This is a genomic window from Lentzea sp. NPDC004782, from assembly GCF_040609115.1.
Taxonomy (GTDB): Bacteria; Actinomycetota; Actinomycetes; order Mycobacteriales; family Pseudonocardiaceae; genus Lentzea.
Genome location: NZ_JBEXJN010000011.1, coordinates 118563 through 137478 on the forward strand (window position 1 = coordinate 118563; position 18916 = coordinate 137478).

The following is an 18916-nucleotide window of genomic DNA, read 5'->3' on the forward strand; positions in this document are numbered from 1 at the left end:
GACATACCTCAGGTTCTTGCGGTGTCGAAGGAGCCGCCGCCACGGGGGCGAACCGGCGTGGCGCGCCGGTTGTGGACGACGGAGGACGCGAAGGCGAGCAGGATGAAGCCGATCCCGATGAGGCCGGTCACCAGCTCGGGAATCTCGAACTTGATGGTGCACAACAGGAGAACGGCGAGCGCTCCGATCGCCCAGTGGGCACCGTGCTCCAGGTACACGTACTCGTCGAGGGTTCGCCGGCGGACGAGGAAGACGGTCAGCGAGCGCACGAACGTGGCGCCGATCAGACCGAGGCCGACCGCGATGATGATGGGGTCGGACGTGATCGCGAAAGCGCCGACGACACCGTCGAAACTGAACGTCGCGTCGAGAACTTCCAGGTACAGGAACGACATCAGCGCGGCTCTGCCGACTTTCAGCTTGAGCGATCCGCCGTGCTCCTCGGGATCGAACCTGGCGCTCAACGCCTTGACGAGCACGTAGGTGAGCAGTCCGAACACACCGGAGACCACGACCGTGGTCGACCTGCCCTCCGGGGCCAGCTCCAGTGCGGCCACCGCGATGACGAACAGGGACACCGCGATCGAGAGTTGTTCGAGCTGGCCGATGCGGGCGAGCGGCCGCTCCACCCAGCTCATCCAGGTGATCTCCCTGCGCTCGAAGACGAAGTCGCAGAACAACGTCAGCAGGAAGATGCCGCCGAAGGCCGCGATCGCGGGATGTGCTTGGTGCAGCAGGAAGCCGTAAGTGCCCGGCGTGTGCGGGTCACCGCGTTCCATCGCCAGCGAGATCGCCGACGTGGGGGAGAGGCTCGCGGTCACCCCCACGACGAGCAAGGGGAACGCGAGCCGCATGCCGAAGACGGCGATCACGATGCCGGCGGTGAGGAAGAGCTTCTGCCAGAAGGCGTTCATCGCTTTCAGCACCGCCGCGTTCACAACGGCGTTGTCGAACGAGAGCGTCAGCTCCAGCACACCGAGGATCGCGGCGAGGGCCACGCCCGCCGGGCCGGCGTAGAGATAGGCGCCGACGAGTCCGACGGCGGTGACGGCGATCGAGCCGCCGAACGTCCTGAGCCACATGGTTTCTCCGACGGGGTGAGGGTGGACCGGGCCGACCGCTGCGCCGGCGCGGCCCACCGTCTTCTTGCGCGGTGCGGAAAGGGCCGTCAGCCCACGTTCACGCCGTAGTCGCGGGCGATGCCGGCCAGTCCGGAGGCGTAGCCCTGTCCGACCGCGCGGAACTTCCACTCCCCGTTCGCGCGGTACAGCTCGCCGAAGATCATCGCCGTCTCGGTGGAAGCGTCTTCGCTGAGGTCGTACCGCGTGAGCTCCTTGCCGTCGGCCTGGTTCACCACGCGAATGAACGCGTTGCTGACCTGGCCGAACGACTGCGAGCGCTCGATCGCCTCGTGGATGGACACCGCGAACACGATCTTCTCGCAGTCGGCGGGCACGACCGAGAGGTCGACCTTCAGCGACTCGTCGTCGCCGTCGCCCTCGCCGGTCAGGTTGTCACCGGTGTGCACGACCGAGCCCTCGGGGCTCTTGAGGTTGTTGAAGAAGACGAAGTGCGAGTCGGAGATGACCTTGCCGGAGGCGTTGCACATCAGCGCGCTCGCGTCGAGGTCGAAGTCGGTGCCACTGGTCGTCCGGGCGTCCCATCCGAGGCCCACGAGGACGGCGGTGAGGCCGGGCGCCTGTTTCGTGAGCGAGACGTTGCCGCCCTTGGTGAGCATTACGGTCATTGCTTCCTCCTTGTCGTGTCGCCGCTGTCGTGGTGAGCGGCTTCGGCTATTGGCTGCCGAATGTTTCGGATCATTTCTCGCTGACGGTCGAACGCGCTGTGGACATCGGCTCGTGGAAGGCGTCGTTACCGGTTGGCTCAAGTTGGCCGGGACGTTGTCGAGAAAGCGTCGTGTATTTGTCATGTCCGGCCCCGACTGGACAGCCGCGAGGGAAACCGGCAGAAGAAGTGGCTGGTCCAGAAGGTCCTGTGGCTGACTTTGCTCTATTTGTGCAGGTCTTGAGCGTATTCCTGGCCGCGTAGAATTGCGGCAGAGGCGACGCTGGAAGGCTCCGGTCGTTGTCCGCATGGAAGATCGATGAGGTGTTGATGTCCGATCGTGCTGCTGGCGAGCTCGCAATGTCGTTGACAGAGTGCGGCGAGCGTCGGCCGAGAATTGCGTGCGCGCCTGCGAAGGGCTCGATCCGCGTGTCTTCTGCGCAAGAGCGTCACGGCCCAAATGCGGGGTCGCAACTTCGCCTTCGAGTTTCGCAAGATCTGCGGCCAAGGCATCGGCAGGTAGGTCGTGCGGTTCTTCTCGCGGAAGTACCTTGTCGGCCGCTGTCCGAGGGCCCGGTGCAGCACTGCGGCGACCTGGCCGTCCGCCGCTCGTGCCCGGTGGCTGGACTCGGCGGGTCCGGGCCAGGTGATGGACCGGACACCGTCAGTCGTGTGCTGGGCGATGAGGAGGGCTGGGAGGCACGCCCGGCTGCTGTGCCGGCTCTGTTGCCGGTGCGCGAGAAGCGCGCGGAGGTGGCCGACTTCTACGACATCGCGGTGTCCCGTTCATCTCGGCCAGGTACCTGGGCGCAGCCGGCCCGCTCGACATCTTCTCGTCGGCGATGGTCCACGCGAGCGAACGCGATGATCGGTACATCCTCCCGGTGCTCGTGGGCGAGGTCGAGGTGCCGCACGAGCTTGTTGTCGCTGCACATCGGCGTTCTGCGCGCCGATGATCTCACCGCAGAAGGCTCGCCGCACGCATGCGGGTCGTCGTGGACCACTCGGTGAGCACGACACGGCCATGTGCCGTCCGCTGGAGGACTTGCTCAGAGGGCTCGAACAGCTCAGCACGAAGGCGGCGCTGTTGGCAGAAGAGGCGCGGGTGGCGTTCGCCGGCCACGCCGCGGATGCCCCGGATCCCTGGGGCCTGAGCGAGGACGTCGCACGGCGGCACCTCGATCCGGAGGTTCCGCTGACCTTCCACACGTTGGTGTCGAGCCTGGAGACCGTGTTCAGCGGCTTCGGCCTGCCTGAGCACACGGTCTCGGTGGCCGCTGCGTGTCTGCTGGAACCCGCGCTGGGAGCGCCGTGATGATGCGGCTATCGCTGCATGATCAGCCGCACGAAGTGGTTCATGTCCGCCTGCACGCACGGTTCCTCGGCGTGCTTGCCGGTGCAGCCCGGGGCCCAGGCGCTGCCGTCGCCGTAGTCGGAGAGGTGGAACGGGATGCCCTCGGCGGTGAGGTTGGCGGCCGTTACGAGTGCGGTCTCGCGTGCCCGGTTCTCCAGCACCGCCTGGATCGGGTTGACGGTCAGGTCGCCGCCGTTGCCGGTGTAGAGGGCGACGCCCATGCCGCGCAGTGAAGCCACGTGCTGGGCCGGGCTCTGGGCGTTCCAGACGCCGTCGAACGGCCAGATCGGCGGGCCGAAGATCGCGTCGGCGCCGACGGCGGGGGTGCCGGAGGCCGGGTTGAGCTCGGTCGCGACGACGGCGGCGCGCAGTTCGGAGTTCTGCAGGTCGAGGCCGCCGGAGAAGCTCCCGGCGTAGTGGAAGAGGTCGGGGCGGTGCTCGGCGTAGTGCAACGCGCCGAAGCCGCCCATCGAGTGGCCGACGATCGCGCGGCCCGCCCTGGTCGCGATCGTGTTGAGGTTGGCGTCCACGAACGGGATCAGCTGCTCCAGGTGGAACGTCTCCCAGTTCTGCGGTCCGGCGGCGCCGGGGCTGACCCAGTTCGAGTACCAGCCGCGGCCGCTGCCGTTGGGCTGCACGGTGATCAGCGGGACGTCCCTGGTCGCGTTCTCGACGACGCGCTGGTTCCACTGCGCGTCCGGGCGGTCGGGGTGGCCGTGCAGGTAGTACTGCACCGGGTAGCGCGCGCTCGGGTCGTAGCCGGACGGCAGGGTCACGACGATCGTGTGCCTGCCCGGTTCCTGGCCTGCCAGCAGGGTCGGCGCGGGCACCTGGTCCGTGGCGACGCTGAACAGGAACGTGCGGTGGTGCTCGTCGGCCCACCTCGGCTGGCTCGTGACCGTCAGGCCGAAGCCGTCGGTGAACCGCGGTGGCGACGGTTCGGCGGCCCTCGCGTGCGGGCTGGACAACGCCAGGGCGGCGGTCAGTGCGGCGAACAGGCAGGCTCCGCGTTTCCTGGCCGTGCGGAAGCGAATCGACATGAGTTCCCCCTCGGGTCGTGGAACCCGATCATGGTGCCGTCCCGTTCCGGAGGACAGGCCAGCGACCGGCCATCGGTGGCCGGGTGGTGTTCTGGCTGGTCACGAGCTCGGCGGCGAACAGTCGGAGGAGGCCGGGCAGCCGGTAGGTGTCGTCGTCGGCCCACTCGGCGAGACCGAGGTCGACCAGCTGGTCCAGGGCGGCTTCCGCCCCCAGCACGTCCGTGCCCAGCGCGCCGGCCGCGGTGGCGGCGTCGCACACCTCGTACTGGCCGAGGAGCCGGAACGCCGCGGCCGCGAGCGGGTCGTCGACGGCGCTGAACGCGGTGGCGCAGGCGGCGCGGACCGAGTCGCCGCCGAAGCTGAGCTCGGCGAGCCTGCGTCGTTCCGGCGCCAGGCGGCGGGCCAGCCGTGCCGGTGAGCAGGCAGGGCGGTGCGCGAGGATCGCGCCCGCGATGCGCAGCGCCAGCGGGACCCCGTGGCAGAACTCGACGATCTGGGCCGCGGCGGCGGGATCGGTGGCCGCCACCGGTGCCAGTCCCGTCAGCAGCTCCAGACCGTCCACCGAGGACAGCGGACCCAGCGGGAGGTGCTCCGCGCCGTCCAGCAGCAGCGGTGCCCTGCTGGTGATCAGGACCGCGCACGGGCCGGTGGCGGGCACCAGGTCGCGCAGCGGTGCGGGATCGGTCGCGCCGTCGAGCACCACGAGCACCGCGCGGTCGGCGAGCCGCGACCGCAGCAGCGCGGTGGCCTCGTCCGTCGCGTGCGGCACGTCGGAGACGCCGAGATGCCGAAGCAGCCGGTGGGGGACGTGCGTGGCCTGACGGAGGTCGACGTAGAGCTGGCCGTCCGGGAACACCGGTGCCACGCGGTGCGCGGCCTCCAGTGCCAGCGCGCTCTTGCCGGCACCGCACGGGCCGTGGATCACCGCCGTGGTGGGTGAGTCCTGCGTGAACAAAGCCTGCAGCCAGGCGATTTCGGGGCCGCGGCCCGCGAACGGCCGGCACGGCGCCGGCAGCTCCCTCGGGACGGCGGACGACGTGCGCGCCCTGATCACGGTGAGCCCCGGATCGCGGTCGAGCACCGCCTGGTGCAGCTTGGCGAGCTCCGGTGACGGCTCCAGGCCGAGCCGGTCGGTGATCACCCTGCGGTAGTCGGTGTAGACGGCGAGGGCGCCGGCCAGGTCGCCCGACCGGTACAGCGCGGTCACCAGGTGCGCCCGCGGCCGTTCGCGCAACGGGTGCTCGGCCACGAACTCGCGCAACGGCGTGATCAGCTCGCGGTGCTCGCCGAGACCGAGCCGTGCGTCGAAGTGGTCCTCGGTCACCGCCAGCCGCAGCTCCTCGACCGGTGCGATCGACGCGGCCAGCGCGTCGCTGCCCGCGAGGTCCTCCAGCACCGCGCCCCGGCACGTGGAGAGCGCCTCGCCGAGGTACCGCGCGGCCGCGGCGTGGTCACCGCGGCTCAGCGCCGCCCTGCCCGCGTCCGCGCGTTCGGTGAACAGGTGCAGGTCCAGCTCGCCCGGCCGGAGGATGAGCTCGTAGCCCGACTGGCGGCCCGCGATCCGCCGCGCACCGTCCGGCAGCACCTGGCGCAACCGGTTGGCGTACGTGCGCAGGTTCGCCACCGCGGACATCGGCGGCTCGTCGGCCCACAGCGCCCGGACCAGCCTGCGGATCGGCACCGGGCGGCCGGGGTTGAGCAGCAGCGTGGCGAGCAGGAGGCGTTGTTTGAGCGAGCCCAGCGCGACGTTCGTGCCGCGGGCACGCACCTCGATCCTCCCGAGAACCCGGAACTCGACTGACATTCCGGTGATCCTGGCTGTGGTCGCTGACACACCGCCGACACGGCATACACGCGCTCGTGTACGCGCGCTGGGCGTTCCCGTGTAGCCGCTTTTCCTACGTTGGCGCCACCGACGCCACCCGGCGCGGAGGAAGTGAGGGAGCGCGACACATGCGCAAGACGTTGGAGTCGCTCAGCGACAAGCTGCTCGGCGTGTTCGTGGCCAAGGTGGACGTCGGCGCGGCCTGCCCGCCCGACCCGTACTACAAGCACTGCTACTGCCGTGAGCGCAGTGACTTCCGCCAGCGCTGTTCGCAGAACGGCGCGTGCAAGGAGTTCTGCGGTCCCTGCACGGTCTTCCGGACCTGCGGCGCGTGACCAGTGGCCGTGAGCGGCGAGGCGTCTCGCCGCTCACGGCTCCCGTTTCCCCTCTCTAGCCTCGGAGACTTGCCATGTCAGTGCTGACCGCCGCGGTCGTGGTCGTCGGAATCCTGTGCGTGCTGGACCTGTTGCTGAGCTTCGGCATCATCCGCCGGTTGCGTGAGCAGAACGAGACGCTGCGGGACCTGCGCGAGAAGCAGGCGGCGGCCGAGCCGCCGATCATGCTGCCCGCCGGCTCCCGCATCGAACTGTCCGATGTGGACGTCGCCGGTGCGCTGGTCGGGTTCTTCTCCCCGAACTGCGAACCGTGCAAGGAGCGCATGCCGCAGTTCATCGAGTACGCGACGGGCCACCGCGGCAAGGTGATCGCGGTCGCCGCCGGGGCCGCCGACGAGATCGCCGACATGGTCGTGCGCCTCGGTGAGGTGGGCGAGGTCGTCGCGGAGGAGATGGGCGGCCCGCTGCACACCGCGTTCGGCACAGAGGGCTATCCGGCCGTGTGCCTCGTCGGCGACGACAACACCGTGGTGGCGAGCGGCTGGGAGATGTCCGCGCTGCCGGTGCCCGCGGCCAGGTGAACGCCGATCTCGGCGCCCGCCGGGTGCTGTCGTTGCTGGTCAGCGCTTTCGGTCTGACGAGGACGGCCGCGCCCGCGGGCACCCCGGTGTACGTGGTGCTGAGCCTGCTCGGCGGTGTCGTGCCGCTCGCGACGGCGTGGTGCACCAAGGTCCTGCTCGACGGCCTCGCCGCGGGCGGCGGCTGGGCGGCGCTGGTGCCGTGGGCGGTCGCACTGGCGATGACGGGGCTGGTCAGCGGCCTGCTGCCGGTCGCGTCGGAGTACCTCAAGCAACGGCTGGACCGCGCCGTCGCGGTGCTCACGATGGACCGGCTGTACCAGGCGATGGGCCGCCTGACCGGCCTGGCGCGGATGGAGGACCCGCGGTTCCGCGACAGGCTCCAGCTCGCGCAGCAGACCGGCCGCAGTGGTCCGGGCCAGCTCGTCGACGACGGGCTCGGCACGGTGCAGGCGGCCGTGACGGCGGGCGGGTTCCTCGGCACGTTGTTCTTCACGAGCCCCGGCATGGTGGTGGTCGTGCTGCTCGCGGCGGTGCCGGCGTTGGTCGCGCACCTGCGCCTGAGCCGGGCCAGGGCCCGGGTGATGTGGTCGATCACCCCCGCCGAGCGGCGCGAGGTGTTCTACGCCGAGCTGCTGTCGAGCCTCGACGCGGCGAAGGAGCTGCGGTTGCTGGGCCTCGGGGACCTCTTCCGGCGTCGCATGCTCGTCGAGCTGACCGCGGCGCACGCGCTGGTGGAAGGTCAGGACCGCAAGGAAGCGCGGGTGCGCGGACTGCTCGCCGGGCTGACCGCGCTGGTGTCCGCGGCCGGGCTGGTGTGGTCGGTGTGGCTCGCCGCCACCGGTTCGCTGTCGATCGGCGACGTCGCGATGTTCGTGGCCGCCGTCGCCGGGGTGCAGGGCGCCTCGCAGAGCCTGGTGCACAACCTCGCCTCCGCGCACCACTCCGTGCTGTTGTTCCACCACTACCGGGAGATCGAGTCGCAACCACCCGACCTGCCCGTGTCGACTGCTTCGGTTCCCCCGTTGCGGCACGGGATCGAGCTGCGCGACGTGTGGTTCCGCTACGCCGACGACCAGCCGTGGGTGCTGTGCGGGGTGAACCTGACGATCCCGCACGGGCGGTCTTTGGCGCTGGTCGGCCTGAACGGCGCGGGCAAGTCGACGATCGTCAAGCTGCTGTGCCGGTTCTACGACCCCTGCCGCGGTGCGGTCCTGTGGGACGGCGTCGACGTGCGGACGTTCGCCGTCGACGAGCTGCGTGCCCGGATCGGCGCGGTGTTCCAGGACTACATGCGTTACGACCTCACCGCTTCGGAGAACGTCGGTCTCGGCGATGTGTCCGCAATGGACGATCGCGCACGGGTCGTCGCGGCGTCCGAACGCGCCGGGGCACACGGTTTCGTGACCGCGTTGCCCCGCGGCTACGACACGTTGCTGTCGCGCATGTACCTCGACGAGGCCGACCGCGAGAACCCGGAGACCGGCGTGCTGCTCTCCGGCGGCCAGTGGCAACGGCTCGCGCTCGCACGGGCGTTCCTGCGCGACCGCAGGGACCTGATGATCCTCGACGAGCCCAGCTCGGGCCTCGACGCGCAGGCCGAGCACGAGGTCCACACCAGCCTGCGCCGGCACCGCGCGGACGCGACGAGCGTGCTGATCTCGCACCGCCTCGGCGCGGTCCGCGACGCCGGGGTGATCGCCGTGCTCACCGGCGGGCAGGTGACCGAGCTCGGCACGCACGACGAGCTGATGTTCCTCGACGGCGACTACGCGCGGCTGTTCCGGCTGCAGGCTTCCGGCTACGACGAGGTGGTGACCGGGTGATCTGGGGTGTGCTGATCGTGGCCGGTGCGGTGGCGGCCTGGCTGTTCGTGCTGCGCCGGCGGTTGCTCGTCGTCACGGTGCACGGGGTGAGCATGGAACCGACCTACCGCTCGGGCGACCGCCTGCTGGTCCGCCGGGCCCGGTTGGACCGCGTCCGCGCCGGGCAGGTCGTGGTGGTGCGCGTGGACGCCGCGCCGGGCGACCCGACCGGCGGTCGCATGGTGAAGCGAGCGGTGGCCGTGCCGGGTGACCCCGTGCCGCCGCAGATCCCGGTGCCGGGGCCGCGGGTGCCGGCGGACAGCCTGCTCGTGCTCGGTGACAACCCGGCGCGCAGCAACGACTCCCGCCGGTTGGGCTACCTGCCGGCGACTGCGTTGATCGGTGTGGTGCTGCGGCCGATCGGATCGAGGTGAGGCCGTGCTGAGCACGGGTGCTGTTGTCCTTTGTGGACTGGTCCTGCTGGTGTCCGCGGTGAGCAAGGTGCGCGGCAGGGCCGACTACGCCGACTTCGTCGCGTCGGTGCCGGCGTTCGGCGTTCCGGCGCGCTGGACGCGTGTCTTCGCGGTGCTGACGGTCGTGGCGGAGTTCGGCACGGCCGCCCTGCTGCTCGTGTGCCCGCCCGCGGGCCTCGTGCTCGCGGCGGGCCTGTTCGCGGTGCTGACCGCCGCGGTGTGGCGCGCGGTGTCACGGCGGTCCGGCGCGGTGTGCCGGTGCTTCGGGCGTGCTCGCACCACGCTCACGCGCCGGCACGTCGCGCGCAACGTCTTCCTGCTGGCGGTGGCGGTTTTCGGGTTGCTCGCACCGGCCACCGCGGCCGACCCGGTCGCGCTGGGGCTGGCCGCGGTCGTCGGCGCGGTGGGTGCGGCGCTGGTGGTCCGGTTCGACGACCTCGCCGACCTTCTCGCGTGACCGGTCACCCGCGCAGTGCGGTCGGCAGGCGTTCGAAACCCCGCAGGATGCGGGTCGGCCGGCGGTGCGCGCCGGGCAGCGGCCGCAGGTCCGGGAAGCGGTCGAAGATCGAGCGCAGACCGATCTCGCCCTCCATGCGGGCCAGCTGCGCGCCGAGGCAGTAGTGGCGGCCGGCGCCGAACGACACGTGGTCGCGAGCGTTCGGGCGGGTCACGTCGAACGCCAGAGGGTTCTCGAAGACCTCGGGGTCGCGGTTGGCCGCGGCGAGCACGGTGGTCACGAGCCGGCCGCGGCGCACCGGGACGCCGGCGATCGTGGTGTCGCGCAGGCACATCCGGCCCGTCATCAGGACCGGCGGGTCCACGCGGAGGACCTCGTCGACCGCGTTGGCCCACAGTTCAGGCCGGGCGCGCAGGACGGCGAGCTGCTCGGGGTTGCGGGTGAGCAGGGCGATGCCGTTGCCCAGGAGGTTGACGGTGGTCTCGAAGCCCGCGGCGAGCACCAGGCCCGCGGTGGCCTTGAGCTCGCGGTCGGTGAGGCCCTCGCCGTCCTCGCGGGCGGTGATCAGGCGGCTGAGCAGGTTGTCGCCGGGGTTGGCGCGCAACGCGTCGAGGTGGCGGGTCAGCCAGGCGTCGAAGGTGCTCAGCGTGGTCTCCACGGAGCGGAAGACGCGCCACGACAGGCCCAGGTCCAGGCTCGGAGCGGCGGCCGCGCCGAGCGCCAGGACCTCGGCGCGTTCCTGCGGCGGGACACCGAGGATCTCGCTGATGACGGTGACCGGCAGCAGGCCGCAGTAGGTCTCGATGAGGTCGACCGGGTGGTCGGGGTCGAGGCCGTCGAGGAGCTCGTCGGCGATCGCCCGGGTGCGTTCGCGCAGCTGTTCCACGGCGCGGGCGGTGAAGACGCGGGTGACGAGCTTGCGGTAGCGGGTGTGCTGCGGTGGTTCGACGACCAGCAACGACGGCGGTTGCACGGGATGGGTCACGTCCGTGGCCGACCACGCGGCGAGCTTGCCGAGCAGGCCCGCGCCGTACCGCGGACGGGTCGTCACGAGGGCGTCGTCGGTGAGGACCTCCTTGACGACCGCGTGCCGGGCCGTGGTGTGGCCGACCTTGGTCGCGGCCAGCGGTCCGCGCGACCGGATCTCCTCGAACAGCCCGGTGAGGTCGGCGCCCGTGGAGGCCTCGACGGTGATGCGGCCCTGCAGGTCGCCGCGGCGGGCCGCCAGGCGCAGCACCGCCCGTGGCAGCGCGTGGCCGATGCCCCAGCGCACCGCCGGCTTGACGTGGTCCTCCGTCATGCTCATGCGTTCAACGGTATTCTGCGGCGTTCGACGAAACAGCGGTCTCAGGCTTTGACGACCGGCACTTCCAGCGCACGATCGCGTTGTCCGCGTCCGTGACCACCCCGGCGACCTCGCTGAACGGCAGCACCCCGAACCGCAGACCCCGGGCGGCCTGGGCATCACCGTCGCCTGCTTCCGCGACGCCGACGGCCTCGCGCAGTGGCGGAGCCACGCCGAGCACCGCGCGGCACAGCGGCGCGGCCGGGCGGTTACGTGGATGAAGGGCGCCTTCCTCCACCTGGTGTGGATGAAGGCGCCCTTCATCCACCGCACCGGACGGCGAGTGCGAACACGACTTCCGGCTACCTGTCTAGCCGTGCCTCAGCCGCGGGCGGCGGCGACGAACTCGCGCATGCGGCCGTGGTCCTTCACACCCCGGCTCGACTCGATGCCGCTGGACACGTCGACGCCCCACGGCCGGGCCACGCCGATCGCCCCGGCCACGGTCTCCGGCGACAACCCGCCCGCCAGCACCCACGTGCCGGTGGGCGGGTTGTCCTCGAGCCGCGTGATGTCCCACTGCTCACCCGACCCGGCGACCGGCGAGTCGATCAGCAGCAGCTCCTCGCCGAACGCGCCGGTGCGCACGTCCGTGCCCGGTCCCAGCGCGGTCGCCCGGACCAGCCGGAACGGGTGGTGCGCCAGCTCGTCGAACGCGGCCTTCGGGTAGTCGCCGTGCAGCTGCAACGCCCCCACACCGGTCCGCAGCGCCAGCTCACCGGCCTCGGCGGCGCTGATCCCGCGCACCACGGCAACGGTGAGGACGTCGGCGGGCACCTGCGCGACGAGGGAACGCGCCAGATCGGCGTCGACCTGCCGCGGGCTGGCGGTCAGCACGAAACCGACGGCGTCGGCCCCGGCTTCGACCGCCACGGCGACGTCGGACTCGGTGCGCAGGCCGCAGAGCTTCACGAACACGGCACCGATCCTAGGCGCCTGGCCAGAAGCGTTGCCCGCAACCTCCACGCTCGCCCGGTGGGGGCGCTCGCGTCGTGGATGAAGGGCGCCTTCATCGATCTCAGGTGGATGAAGGCGCCCTTCATCCACCTGAGATCGCGCTTGGCCGTGCACACCGGTCAGCCCCCACATTCGCGGTTCGCCGCGGTGACCTGCCCCGCTCGATCATCGGCAGCTCGACGAACCGGTGGCAGAGGTCGGCGAGTCCAATCGCGACGATCGCCGTCGCCACCGCCATGACCAGGCCGGACGCGCCGGACAGCAAGACGACCGAATGCGCGGTCGACTGCACCAGGTAGATCGAGTACGACCGTTCGCCCAGCCACACCATCGGGCGAGCCGAGAGCAGCCGTTGCGGCAACCCCGGCGCCAGCAACGACGGCAGCATCAGTCCAACTGAGACGGCATAGATCGGCACCGCGGCCACGAATCCGGGGATCGGCCCGTCGAGCGCTCCGGAGATGTACGGCACCGCCAGGTGCACGCCGACGAACAGCAGCGCCACCCACGGCGCCATGAGCGGCCTGAGCAACGCGAACCCGCGCCGGTTGTTCATGAGCAGCGCCAGACCGCACCCGACCAGCACGGTGAAGTAGTGCACCGGCCATCCCTTGGGGTCAAATGAAACGGTGAGCGGCACGACGGCCAACGCGAGCGTCATCAGCGCGACCGTCACCCACGGACGCCACCGGGGCAGCAACCCGAACGCCAGCAACGGCCACACGAGGTAGAACTTCTGCTCCACGCCCAGCGACCACGACTGCCCGTACGCGCCGCCGTGCCCGAACTCGTTGAGGAACGTCAGGTACAGCCCGAACTCCCGGCCCAGCGGGTCTGCCGTGAACTGCCCGGCGGCCAGCAGCCCGGCCGCGGTGACGAGCAGGACCACGAAGTACACGGGCAGGATCCGGAACGCCCGCCGCCGGTAGAACCGCGCGAGCGAGATCCGGCCGTTGCGCGCGTGCTCCCGCAACAACAACGTCGTGATCAGAAATCCCGACAGCACGAAGAAGATCTGCACGCCGAGCCAGCCCTGCAGCCACCCCGGACCGCCGTAGTGGAAGAACACCACCATCAGCGCGGCGACGGCGCGAACCCCGTCCAGCGCGGGAAAGCGTTTCAGCGCAAGGAAGTCGGCATGGGTCATGCGCCTACGTGGTCGCAGCGCGCCCGAGCGTTCCGGTGAGGACGATCACATTCCCGAACGTGCAACGCGAAGGTGCGCATCGGTCAAGAAGCAGGTGTGAACGAGACAGTGTTGATCGGACAGCTCGTCGGCGACGTCCCGCCGATGTCGCCCACCGCGTTCGATTCCGGACGACGGCGCATTCTCGCGTTGCACCGGTGGGCCAGGGCGCGCAGGGCGACGCGCGTGCTGTGGCTCCTGGCGCTCGTCGCACTGCCGGTCGTCCTGGCCGCGACGGGCGCCCACTTCACGGACCTGCAGGTGTACCGGACCGGCGGGATCGCCTGGCTGCGGGACCTTCCGCTCTACGTCGGCTTCCCCGGCGCACTGGACGGGCCGCGCCTGCCGTTCACCTACCCGCCGATTGCCGCGGTCCTCTTCAGCGGTCTCGGCTTTCTGCCCGTGTGGGCAGCGAACGCGCTCGTGACGGTCGTCGGCTTCCTGTGCCTGTCGGTGGTCTGCTTCCTGGTCACCGGACGGCTCACGCGGCGGGCGGACGTCGTGTGGACGGTCACCGCGGCCGTCCCGGTCGCCGCGATCGCGCTGGAACCGGTGCGGTCGACGTTCCTCTTCGGTCAGATCAACCTCGTGCTGATGGCGCTCGTGGTCGTGGACTGCTTCGCCGTCACCGGCCGCCGGTGGCGCGGGGCGCTCGTCGGGCTGGCCGCCGCGATCAAGCTCACACCGCTGGTGTTCGTGCTGTACTTCCTGGTGCGCGGCGATCGCAGGGCCGCGCTCACGTCGGTCGCGAGCTTCGCGGGCCTCGCCGGTGCCGGGTTCGTGCTGGCCCCGCGCGACTCCGCCGAGTACTGGTTCCACGCGGTGCTCGACCCGAGCCGCGTCGGCGGCCTCGCCTACATGGCGAACCAGTCCGTGCGAGGTGTCCTGCATCGGTTCAACCCGGGACAACCGGCCGAAACGGTGCTGTGGGTGGTGTTGTCCGCGATCGTCCTGTTGCTCGCCGTCGTGGCCGCGCGCCGGACTCGTCACGATGTCGTGGCACTTGTCGCAATCGCGACGGCCGGTCTGCTCGTTTCGCCGGTTTCGTGGTCCCACCACTGGGTGTGGTGCGTGCCGGCGTTCCTGGCACTGGGTTTCCTGTGGCGCAACGCGGCCCTGCCGCTGCTCGCCGCGGTGTTCTGCCTCGGACCGTTCACCTGGTTGCCCAGCACCGGTGACAAGGAGATGCTGTGGACCTGGTGGCAGCACCTCTACGGCGACATCTACACGTGGTGCGCCATCGGCGGGCTGGTGGTGCTCGCCGTGACCGGACATGACCGGACACGCGTGACTGCAGACAGGTGAAATCCGGAACTCCGCCCCATCGGAAGGTATTTTCGTACCCGGCATGCCGCTAGCCTGTACTCCGGTACACAATTAGACGGGGGTTCACGTATGGCGGGGACGCGACGCGTGGCCGAGCCCGCGGCGCCGACTCAGGCTGTCGGGAGGCGCGAGCGGCACAAGCGGGCGATGTACGAGCGTTTGTACACGGCCTCGATAGAGCTGTTCACCGAGCAGGGCTATGAAGAGACCTCGATCGAGGACATCACCGAACGGGCGGATGTCGCGCGGGGCACCTTCTTCAACTACTTCGACCGGAAGGAGGAGGTCATCGCCGCGTGGGGTGCGCGGCGACGGGACACCCTCAGGGCGGAACTCGGCGCGATCGCAGGTGGGGGCCTGGACGCGCAGACGTGCCTGGAGAACTGCATGCGGGCACTCGCGAGGACCAACAAGCTGGAGTGGCGCACCACACAGGTCATGCTCGCGGCCTGGGTGCGGTGCGGCCACCCCATCTTCGAGGAACCGTATGCGACGTCGTTGTTCGCGGAGATCGTCAACGCCGGCAAGCAGGCCGGCGAGATCGCCGAGCACGTCGACCCGACGCTGGTCGGGAACATCCTGCGGGACGTCTACCTGGGGACGCTGTACCGGTACGTGGGTCGTGGCAAGCAGCCGACGACGCTCGCCAACGAGCTCGTCACGACCCTCCGGCTGGTGCTGGACGGCATTCTGGTGAAGAAGTAGCGGGAAAGGCGGTCCCCCCGGCGAAGCTGTCGGCGAGCGCTCCCACGTTCTCCGGTCCCAGCAGCCGCGCCGGGGGAACCGTTCTCCCGAGCGACTTCTTCAGCCGCGCGGCGAGCTGCGCGGCCATCAGGGAGTCCAGACCCAGGTCCCGCAACGTCCTGCGGGTGTCGAGGCGGTCGCGCGTCGTGCCGAGGACGTCGGCGACGTGGCCCAGCACCACCTCGCACGCGGGTTCGTCCTGCCTGGCGACGGCCACCGGTTCCTTGCGCGGCACCGGGATCGGCTTCGGCGGGCGAGCGGGTCGCAGCAGCTTCGTGACCAGGCCGTTCAGGCTCGCGAACGGGGTCGGCGCCTCGGTGCGGACGGTGATGCCGGTGAGCTCGGCGAAGCAGTCGTGCCGCGCGTCGAACAGGCGGACGTCCACCACGGGCTTGCCGCGCCGCCGCCGTGCCACGGCCCAGAACTCGCCGTGTGCGCGGCCGGTGACCCGCACCCGTTCCGCGCGCAGCGGAACCGCGGCCGAGCCGAGCGCGAGCAGCACGGCCTGCAGACCTGTCTCCAGGACGACAGAGGTGCTCGCACCGGGCGAGTCGAACCGGGCGACCGCCATGTCCTGCCCGCGCCACGCCTGCTTCAGCGCGCGGAACGGGCCTTCGAACTCGTAACCGTGCCGCGCGGCCAGCTCGTGGAACTCGCTGTCCCGCACGTACCCGCGGCAGCGTTCGAGCGCCCAGTCCAGCTCGACCGTGCTGATCGGCCCGCCGCGTTCGAGCTCACCGCTCGCGCAGCGCACACCTTCGTCGGTGTGGACCGTGAACGCTCGCACGCCGCCGCGTTCGGGCCTCAGCGTCACGGTGAGCGTCGGCAACGACTCCGGGTCGACCGTGCTCAGCTCGTGGAACCGGACGTTGCGCAGGGCGTGGTCACCGCGCGCGGCGGTGAGCACCGCCTCGAACACGACCGCGCCGGGCAGCGGTGTGATCCCGCGGAACCGCAGCCCGCGCAGGGCTTCCGCGATGCCGAGGGTCGCCGTGTCGATCTCGCGGGAGATCTCGGTGTCCACGGTGAACGACTCGAACCAGTACTCCTGGTGCTGCCACGGGTAGGAGGGCAGCGCCACGCACCGGCCGCCGCCGAGCCACGTCTCCCAGTCGACCGGCACCCCGGCCACGTGCAGCCGGCCCAGCGCCGCCGTGATCGTGCGGAGCTCGGGTTCGCCGCGCAGCGACGACGGCACGGTCACGGCCCGGCCGATCTCGTCGACCGCGTTCAACAGCACCGGATGCGGGCTGATCTCCAGCACCACGGTGTGCGGGGCATCGGTGAGGACGCGGCGCATGGTGTCGTTGAGCCGCACGGTCTGCCGCACGTTGTCCGCCCAGTAGGCGGCGCCGAGCTCGCGCCTGCCGCACTCCACGGTGGACCGGAAGTCGATCTGGGGCGCGTGCGGGCGCAGTTCGTCGAGCTGCTCGCGCAACGCCTTGGCGACCTTGTCCATCAACGGCGAGTGCGACGCCACGTCGACGTCCTTGACCGGGCGGCACGCGACAGCGAGCGCTTCGAGGTCCCGCGCGACGATCTCCATCAGCTCCACCGGACCCGCCAGCACGCAGGTGCCGGGCGAGTTGTCCGCGGCCACGCACACCTCGCCGCGGTAGCGGTCCAGGAGATCGGCCGCGCGTTCGGCGGACAGCTCGGTCCACAGCATCGCGCCGCTGCCGGCCGTCTCCCGCATGAGCGCGCTGCGGCGGCAGATCACGGCGGCGGCGTCGGTCACCGACAGCGCCCCGCAGACCTGGGCGGCCGCCACCTCGCCCATGCTGTGGCCGATCACGACGTCCGGTTCGACGCCCCACGACCGCCAGTGTGCCGCCAGCGCCACCTGCACCGCCCACAGCAGCGGCTGGATGACGTCGATGGTGTCCTGCCACGGTTGCGCGCCGGTCAGAACGTCCACAACGGACCAGCCCGCCTCCAGGCGGACGGCCGCGTCGCACTCGTCCAGGGCGGCGCGGAACGCGGGGGAGGTCTCGTACAGCTCACGGCCCATGCCACGCCACTGCGAGCCCTGGCCGGGGAACAGGAACACCACAGGTGGCCGGTCGGCCGCCTCGCCCGCCGGGATCGCGCCGCCGAGGAACTCCCGCAACCCGGCCTGCACCTCCGCCCGCGTGGTGCCCGTGACCGCGAGCCGGTGCTCGTGGTGGTCGCGCCGCGCCGCTGCGGTGTAGCAGACGTCCTGCAACGACACGGTTTCGTCGAGGAACGCGGCGTAGGCCTCCGCGCTCGCCCGCAGCGCGGCGGCCGACTTGGCCGACAGCGTTAGAACCCGTGGCCGCTCAACGGGTTCAGCGGCGGCTTCGGCGGCCGGTGGGGCGGTCAGCACGACGTGCACGTTGGTGCCCGAGATGCCGAACGAGCTGACGCCCAGGACCGGCCGCTCCGCCTCCAGCACCCGGTTGCGGGTGACCAGCTGCAACGGTCCGTCGGCCAGGCACTCCGCGAGCTCGTGCGCGTGCAGCGAAGCCGGAACGGTGCGGTGCTCGGCGATGAGCACCGCTTTGATCAGCCCGGCGATGCCCGCCGCCGCCTCCGTGTGGCCGATGTTGCTCTTCACCGAGCCGAGCAGCAGCGGTGCCGACCGGCCCGCCCCGGCGACCTCGCGCAGCGCCTCCAGCTCGACGCGGTCGCCGACGCTCGTGCCGGTGCCGTGCGCCTCGACGTAGTCCACAGTGGACGGATCGAGGCCGGCGTCGCGGTACGCGGCCGAGAGCATCTCGGCCTGACCGCGCACGGCCGGCTGCAGCAGGAACCCGCTGCCGCGGCCGTCGTTGCTGATCGCGCTGCCGAGCAGCACGGCGTGCACGCGGTCGCCGCGGTCGAGCGCGTCCGGCAGGCGTTCCAGCACCACCGCGCCGATGCCCTCGCTGCGCACGAACCCGTCCGCGTGCGCGGAGCCGAACTTGCAGCGCCCGTCGGGGGCGAGCATCGACGCCTGCGAGTAGGCGATCGCGTCGTCGGGCAGCAGGATCACGTTGACCCCGGCCGCGATCGCGAGGTCGCACTCACCGGTCAGCAGCGCCTGACGGGCGTTGTGCACGGCCACGAGCGAGGACGAACAGGCCGTGTCGACCACGATGGACGGACCGCGCAGGTCCAGCGCGTAGGACAGGCGGCCGGACGTGACGGCCCGCAGCTCACCACCGGCCGCGTGCCGGATGTCGTGGTTGCCGGCGTTGCGGCCCGCCTTGCCGTACTCGGCGGTGGCCTGGCCGACGAACACCCCGACGCGGCGCCCGGCGAGCTCGGACGGCCGGATTCCCGCGTCCTCCAACGCTTCCCAGGCGACCTCCAGCAGCAGGCGCTGCTGCGGGTCCATCGCGCGCGCCTCGCGCGGCGAGATGCCGAAGAACTCCGCGTCGAACCCGCGCACGTCGGCGAGGAACCCGCCGTGCCGCGAGATCGTCCTGCCCGGCGCCGGGACCGGCGAGTACCACTCGTCGACGTCGAACCTGTCGCGCGGGATCTCGCCGACGGCGTCGGCGTTGCGCGTCAGCAGGTCCCAGAACGCGGCGAGGGAGCTCGCTGCGGGGAAGCGGCAGGACATCCCCGCGACCGCGACCTGCCGGGAGGTGTCACCGGCGGCCGCGCTGGATCTGTCGGAGATGGAGGCATGGCGGTGTATCACGGTCCCCCCGTGGGTTCAAAGTGGTTTCCAGTACAACTATGTACCCGGAGCCAAGTT

Annotated in this window: 17 protein-coding genes; 8 read left to right on the forward strand and 9 right to left on the reverse strand. The window is 71.0% G+C overall.

Going from position 1 to position 18916, the window contains the following annotated elements; translation table 11 throughout:
• Nucleotides 1-8: 8 nt before the first annotated feature.
• A complete protein-coding gene (locus tag ABZV40_RS13150; RefSeq protein ID WP_355439481.1) occupies nt 9-1082 on the reverse strand; it encodes a DUF475 domain-containing protein in 1074 nt (357 codons plus the stop codon).
• A gap of 86 nt (nt 1083-1168) precedes the next feature.
• A complete protein-coding gene (locus ABZV40_RS13155) occupies nt 1169-1747 on the reverse strand; it encodes a TerD family protein (RefSeq protein WP_355439484.1) in 579 nt (192 codons plus the stop codon).
• Nucleotides 1748-2737: 990 nt separating this feature from the next.
• Between ABZV40_RS13155 and ABZV40_RS13160 the strand changes: the two genes are divergently transcribed.
• Nucleotides 2738-3100: a hypothetical protein gene (locus ABZV40_RS13160; RefSeq protein WP_355439487.1), complete on the forward strand. Its 363-nt coding sequence runs from the start codon at nt 2738-2740 to the stop codon at nt 3098-3100.
• 8 nt (nt 3101-3108) lie between these two features.
• On the opposite strand, the gene ABZV40_RS13165 is transcribed toward ABZV40_RS13160, so the two are convergent.
• Together ABZV40_RS13165 and ABZV40_RS13170 are read right to left on the reverse strand one after the other, a co-directional pair.
• Complete coding sequence (locus ABZV40_RS13165) at nt 3109-4179, reverse strand: alpha/beta hydrolase family protein (RefSeq protein WP_355439490.1); 1071 nt, start codon at nt 4177-4179, stop codon at nt 3109-3111.
• Between the two features lie 28 nt (nt 4180-4207).
• Complete coding sequence (locus ABZV40_RS13170; protein WP_355439493.1) at nt 4208-5983, reverse strand: BTAD domain-containing putative transcriptional regulator; 1776 nt, start codon at nt 5981-5983, stop codon at nt 4208-4210.
• A 149-nt stretch (nt 5984-6132) separates the two neighbouring features.
• On the opposite strand from ABZV40_RS13170, the gene ABZV40_RS13175 reads away from it, so the two are divergent.
• The 5 genes from ABZV40_RS13175 to ABZV40_RS13195 all read left to right on the forward strand — a co-directional run bounded on the left by ABZV40_RS13175 (nt 6133) and on the right by ABZV40_RS13195 (nt 9652).
• Nucleotides 6133-6339, forward strand: a complete 207-nt coding sequence (locus ABZV40_RS13175; protein ID WP_355439496.1) for a hypothetical protein — start codon at nt 6133-6135, stop codon at nt 6337-6339.
• Nucleotides 6340-6413: 74 nt separating this feature from the next.
• The gene (locus ABZV40_RS13180) at nt 6414-6920 is read left to right on the forward strand and encodes a hypothetical protein (RefSeq protein ID WP_355439499.1); all 507 of its coding nucleotides are present in this window, start codon (nt 6414-6416) and stop codon (nt 6918-6920) included.
• A complete protein-coding gene (locus ABZV40_RS13185; RefSeq protein WP_355439502.1) occupies nt 6917-8743 on the forward strand; it encodes an ABC transporter ATP-binding protein in 1827 nt (608 codons plus the stop codon). Before ABZV40_RS13180 ends, ABZV40_RS13185 begins: the two co-directional genes overlap by 4 nt.
• Entirely contained in the window at nt 8740-9156 is a 417-nt protein-coding gene (locus tag ABZV40_RS13190; RefSeq protein ID WP_355439505.1) for a S26 family signal peptidase, read from the forward strand. Before ABZV40_RS13185 ends, ABZV40_RS13190 begins: the two co-directional genes overlap by 4 nt.
• A gap of 4 nt (nt 9157-9160) precedes the next feature.
• Nucleotides 9161-9652 (forward strand): MauE/DoxX family redox-associated membrane protein, encoded by a 492-nt coding sequence (locus ABZV40_RS13195; RefSeq protein WP_355439508.1) that lies wholly within the window; start codon nt 9161-9163, stop codon nt 9650-9652.
• A 4-nt stretch (nt 9653-9656) separates the two neighbouring features.
• Here the strand turns inward: ABZV40_RS13195 and ABZV40_RS13200 are convergent, their stop codons facing one another.
• From ABZV40_RS13200 to ABZV40_RS13215, 4 genes are all read right to left on the reverse strand, one after another.
• Nucleotides 9657-10958 (reverse strand): cytochrome P450, encoded by a 1302-nt coding sequence (locus ABZV40_RS13200; RefSeq protein WP_355439511.1) that lies wholly within the window; start codon nt 10956-10958, stop codon nt 9657-9659.
• Nucleotides 10959-10962: 4 nt separating this feature from the next.
• A complete protein-coding gene (locus ABZV40_RS13205; protein WP_355439513.1) occupies nt 10963-11169 on the reverse strand; it encodes a hypothetical protein in 207 nt (68 codons plus the stop codon).
• A gap of 149 nt (nt 11170-11318) precedes the next feature.
• A complete protein-coding gene (locus ABZV40_RS13210; protein ID WP_355439516.1) occupies nt 11319-11915 on the reverse strand; it encodes a phosphoribosylanthranilate isomerase in 597 nt (198 codons plus the stop codon).
• 121 nt (nt 11916-12036) lie between these two features.
• Complete coding sequence (locus tag ABZV40_RS13215) at nt 12037-13101, reverse strand: acyltransferase (protein WP_355439518.1); 1065 nt, start codon at nt 13099-13101, stop codon at nt 12037-12039.
• 96 nt (nt 13102-13197) lie between these two features.
• Between ABZV40_RS13215 and ABZV40_RS13220 the strand changes: the two genes are divergently transcribed.
• Both ABZV40_RS13220 and ABZV40_RS13225 read left to right on the forward strand, forming a co-directional pair.
• Nucleotides 13198-14445, forward strand: a complete 1248-nt coding sequence (locus tag ABZV40_RS13220) for a glycosyltransferase 87 family protein (RefSeq protein ID WP_355439521.1) — start codon at nt 13198-13200, stop codon at nt 14443-14445.
• A 168-nt stretch (nt 14446-14613) separates the two neighbouring features.
• Complete coding sequence (locus ABZV40_RS13225) at nt 14614-15171, forward strand: TetR/AcrR family transcriptional regulator (RefSeq protein WP_355439524.1); 558 nt, start codon at nt 14614-14616, stop codon at nt 15169-15171.
• Here ABZV40_RS13225 and ABZV40_RS13230 read toward each other — a convergent pair.
• Entirely contained in the window at nt 15125-18859 is a 3735-nt protein-coding gene (locus ABZV40_RS13230) for a beta-ketoacyl synthase N-terminal-like domain-containing protein (RefSeq protein WP_355439527.1), read from the reverse strand. The two genes, ABZV40_RS13225 and ABZV40_RS13230, sit on opposite strands and share 47 nt — an antisense overlap.
• Between the last annotated feature and the right edge of the window lie 57 nt (nt 18860-18916).

What these genes read in the sequence shown, in the direction of transcription:
- ABZV40_RS13150 (WP_355439481.1), bottom strand. Translation starts at nt 1,082, where the DNA reads ATGTGGCTCAGGACGTTCGGCGGCTCGATCGCCGTCACCGCCGTCGGA.
- ABZV40_RS13155 (WP_355439484.1), bottom strand. Translation starts at nt 1,747, where the DNA reads ATGACCGTAATGCTCACCAAGGGCGGCAACGTCTCGCTCACGAAACAG.
- ABZV40_RS13160 (WP_355439487.1), top strand. Translation starts at nt 2,738, where the DNA reads ATGATCTCACCGCAGAAGGCTCGCCGCACGCATGCGGGTCGTCGTGGA.
- ABZV40_RS13165 (WP_355439490.1), bottom strand. Translation starts at nt 4,179, where the DNA reads ATGTCGATTCGCTTCCGCACGGCCAGGAAACGCGGAGCCTGCCTGTTC.
- ABZV40_RS13170 (WP_355439493.1), bottom strand. Translation starts at nt 5,983, where the DNA reads ATGTCAGTCGAGTTCCGGGTTCTCGGGAGGATCGAGGTGCGTGCCCGC.
- ABZV40_RS13175 (WP_355439496.1), top strand. Translation starts at nt 6,133, where the DNA reads ATGCGCAAGACGTTGGAGTCGCTCAGCGACAAGCTGCTCGGCGTGTTC.
- ABZV40_RS13180 (WP_355439499.1), top strand. Translation starts at nt 6,414, where the DNA reads ATGTCAGTGCTGACCGCCGCGGTCGTGGTCGTCGGAATCCTGTGCGTG.
- ABZV40_RS13200 (WP_355439511.1), bottom strand. Translation starts at nt 10,958, where the DNA reads ATGAGCATGACGGAGGACCACGTCAAGCCGGCGGTGCGCTGGGGCATC.
- ABZV40_RS13215 (WP_355439518.1), bottom strand. Translation starts at nt 13,101, where the DNA reads ATGACCCATGCCGACTTCCTTGCGCTGAAACGCTTTCCCGCGCTGGAC.
- ABZV40_RS13225 (WP_355439524.1), top strand. Translation starts at nt 14,614, where the DNA reads ATGTACGAGCGTTTGTACACGGCCTCGATAGAGCTGTTCACCGAGCAG.